Annotated in this window: 4 protein-coding genes and 1 pseudogene; all 5 read right to left on the minus strand. The window is 39.2% G+C overall.

All coding sequences use genetic code 11. The features are described from left to right. Window positions 1-486: 486 nt before the first annotated feature. Complete coding sequence (locus M992_RS11960) at window positions 487-948, minus strand: immunity 42 family protein (RefSeq protein ID WP_053908806.1); 462 nt, start codon at window positions 946-948, stop codon at window positions 487-489. Next, complete coding sequence (locus M992_RS11965; protein ID WP_053908807.1) at window positions 945-1,157, minus strand: hypothetical protein; 213 nt, start codon at window positions 1,155-1,157, stop codon at window positions 945-947. Before M992_RS11965 ends, M992_RS11960 begins: the two co-directional genes overlap by 4 nt. A 49-nt stretch (window positions 1,158-1,206) precedes the next feature. Further along, window positions 1,207-2,342: pseudogene (locus M992_RS14995) on the minus strand (IS3 family transposase). A gap of 182 nt (window positions 2,343-2,524) precedes the next feature. Next, on the minus strand, window positions 2,525-2,902 hold the full coding sequence (locus tag M992_RS11980) for a hypothetical protein (protein WP_053908808.1): 378 nt from the start codon (window positions 2,900-2,902) through the stop codon (window positions 2,525-2,527). Continuing rightward, window positions 2,899-3,579, minus strand: a 681-nt coding sequence (locus M992_RS11985) for a CdiA family toxin C-terminal domain-containing protein (protein WP_222705225.1), incomplete at its 5' end; no start/stop codon positions are given. The genes M992_RS11985 and M992_RS11980, both read right to left, overlap by 4 nt.

Consider the following 3,579-nt stretch of genomic DNA (forward strand, 5'->3'; position numbering starts at 1 on the left):
CAATCTCACCTTCCGACACCGCTGAATGCGTGGTGTTGCTGTCTTTGCCTGTGTTGATGCCGGTTTGTTTATTCACCGATTGATAGTCACTGTGCATCTCGGTTTTATTGGCATTCACCGAAGCCGTAGTATTCAAGCCCGTTCCTATACTGCCGCTTAAACTCCCACCCTGTTGCTTTGAGTCGTATTTATCGGTGGTTTGTTAAGATATCTTTTGTATAACAAGAGAAATAAATAAAAAGATTAGACGCAGCTCTTCGCGCCGACGGCTAAGGGTGAAGTGGTTAAAACCAAACGATATTCAGTGGGTTATTTACAGAATAAAGGTCAACCCAACCTCAGCCCATAACTGATCATCAGCGGTTAGTAATTGAGTGAGTTTGGGTTTGAGGTGAGTACGCACTACACCTCACTTGCCAAGCCGGACAGTTGATTATTCGGTTGGCAGAGAGGGGAGTGAGGCAGCTAAAAAATCGCTATAGATTTTTATAATTGATAGTGATGCAATTGATTAATTACACTACTTATTGTCCCTGATGGAAGTATTGTTTCATGAACATTGCTTCCATTATCCTTACTCCATACTAATCGATCAGCAGCACTACTTTTTATAAAATATAGATAAATTCCATTATCTTCCATTGCTGTACATGTCATATCAAACAGACCATCAATTAAGTATTCTCCATCCCCTGTAAAATAGTTTTCAGCATTTTTATATAACTTAACCGCATCTATATTCATATCATTAGTACAGAGTTTATTAACTGGTGAATTGGCATAAAAACCCAGTATAGTTTTTAACTCCAAAACATCAACAATATCAAATAACTTCTCACCTTCAATATACAAGGTAAAAACCCCATTCACCCAAATATCATTTTGAATACACCAAGGCTTTACAACATCAAATTGAAGCGCAAAAAAGAACGGATCACCAAAAATCATTTGATTTTGACCCCTAATTGTTTTTGAACATCACTAGGTATTTGTTTACCTGTAAGTGGATTATTTACATCACCAGAGCTTCCATTCCAGTGGTATTCGCCATTAGTACCTTCAAAGCGATGTACATTTCCCTTATTATCTACAGCAAATCTAACTTCCTTATTGGGATACTGTTTTGAACTTTGAATAGATCCTTCAAAAAGTGTCAATGAATCTTTAGGTTCAATACCTGCATTAGGCCTATTCCCTGTGTAATGGTCAACTAAAACTAGCCACCGTTTTAGAGTTTTCCAGTATCTATTTTCAGATTCGTTTGGGGGTAACTCGCCGTTATATTAGTGAGACCTGAGTGTGCTGTAATATCCGACAATATAATCCGTTACACCATGAACTGCATCACTAACGCACTGATATCCAATCGTTTTTTAGTCTTCTGAAGAACCGCTCCATCGGGCTGTTATCCCAACAGTTTCTGCGTCGGCTCATACTCTGTGTTATCCGATAACGCCACAGTAACTACCGGAACTGATTACTTGTATAGTGACTACCCTGATCGCTGTGGAACATCATCCCTGCTGGTTTACCCCGAGTTTCCCACGCCATTTTCAGCGCTTTAATGGTCAGTCGACTATCCGGAGAGAACGACATTGCCCAGCCCACCGGTTTTCTGGAGAACAAGTCGAGAACAACGGCGAGATACGCCCAACGTTTTCCTGTCCAGATATACGTCACGTCGCCACACCACATCTGATTGGGTTCGGTAACCGCAAACTGACGTTCAAGATGATTCGGTATAACAATATGTTCTTGCCCACCACGTTTATAACGTGTGTCTCGGTTGCTGACAGCTTACAAGTTCAAATTCTTTCATGAGCCTCTCCGCAAGCCAACGCCCCATCGGGAAGCCTCTGTGTGTTGTCATCATAGCGATATTCCTTGTGCCTGCAAGAACCATGGCTAAGGTGATGGCGCTCCTGAACTTAACTGCGTAACTCGATGCACCTTTTATCTGGCTGAACAGAACGGCATTTCCAGTATTTATAGCTACTACGATGAACCCCAAATACATGGCAGAAAATGGCTACGGGATAACGCGCCCTGAGTTTTCTAATTAACGTAAATTGTTCAGGGAGTCTGACATCAAGAGCGCGGTAGCCTTTTTTAATATTTCGTTTTCCATTTCAATACATTGAAGTTTTTTCTTTAATTCACGTATTTCAATTTGCTCGGGTGTGATAGGTGATGCTTTTGGCGTTTTTCCTGCCCGCTCGTCCCGTAACTGTTTTACCCATCGAGTCATGGTGGAAAGACCAATATTCATCGCTTTAGTTGCATCAGCAACTGTATAGTGCTGATCCACGTTTAAATTCTGCACTGAAATTTCGTTTTTTCATTAGGGCATTTTTATTGTTATGAGGTGAGCATATCACCTCTATTCAGGTGGACAAATTTATTAAACCACTTCATAAGTAGCTGAATGAGCTCGGGTTTATAGTGGGAAGTCATTTCACTTTCACACGCCAAGCCGTACAGTTGATTATCCTACTGGTAGAAGGGGAGTAAAACTACGTCAATATCAAGTATAGCGCTCTTTAAGTCTCACCATAGAGCGTTCTATTGTCTCTTTATTTTCTGGGTGCTCAGTTATATAACTATCCGTTATGACCTGCATTAACTCAACAAATTTCTGAGGTGAAAGCGTCGAACTTTCATAGTCACCAAGGATAAAACAAGCACCATCAAACTCGCTTGGGTCATCTAAATCTTGATCTAATACATATTCTAGCCCTTCAGAGACAACACAGCCTATTCCTCTTGATGCATCATAAATAAATTGTTGAAAGTTCATTTTTTGTTCTTTATACATCACTTCTAATAAGCAATATAAATCCCCAGCCCCATCATTTATGAGGCGTTGTTCTACTTTTTTTAACCAAGATAAACTATCTATCATTTACTGTTCCTTGGGGGCATTGTAATGAAAGCATTACTGACTTGCCCTGTTTTAGTATCTTTAGTCACTCTGAACCAATAACCATCAACTTTGACGTCATGAAGATTCTTTGAAGGGTTCGCTTTAAAGTAATCTTCTGACTGCTTTGCAGCTTGGTTTGACATGTTTGTAACTTTTGTATCAGATAATATTTTAGGGTCATAAGTTGTTTTAGATTCAGTTTTCTTATAACCAATAACTTTTCCTGCATTTGGACCATTACCAGCAATTGCCGGTAGCTGATACTTATATTCAATTAATCCAGGATAATTTTTATCTGTTGTTTTCAAATTAATTTTAGCTCCTGTTATTTCAACAGATTCCAAGAAAGCATCTTGCTTATGAGCACCTGATATTCCAGTTTTTTTCGCATTCAAAACACCTAGTTGAGTATTATGCTCAGTAATCTTAGATGTGAAATTTTCAGGAATTACTTTGTTAATTTCTGGGTTACTATTTGTTTTAGGTTGAGTTTGTTCACTTGTATTATTTTTCTTTCCTTGAAGAACTTTACCAAGAGCGATCCCTGTTGCTGCCTTAGCAAGATCTTCTTTACTCGCCCCATTATCCACTAAATTAAGGATATTTTTGACATCAACAGGAGCTATCAAGCCGCCAAGCGTACTATCGTTTTGTAG

This window comes from Moellerella wisconsensis ATCC 35017, from assembly GCF_001294465.1.
In the GTDB taxonomy this organism is placed as follows: Bacteria; Pseudomonadota; Gammaproteobacteria; order Enterobacterales; family Enterobacteriaceae; genus Moellerella; species Moellerella wisconsensis.

Coding starts and splice junctions, on each gene's coding strand:
- M992_RS11960 (WP_053908806.1), bottom strand. CDS start 948: ATGATTTTTGGTGATCCGTTCTTTTTTGCGCTTCAATTTGATGTTGTA.
- M992_RS11980 (WP_053908808.1), bottom strand. CDS start 2,902: ATGATAGATAGTTTATCTTGGTTAAAAAAAGTAGAACAACGCCTCATA.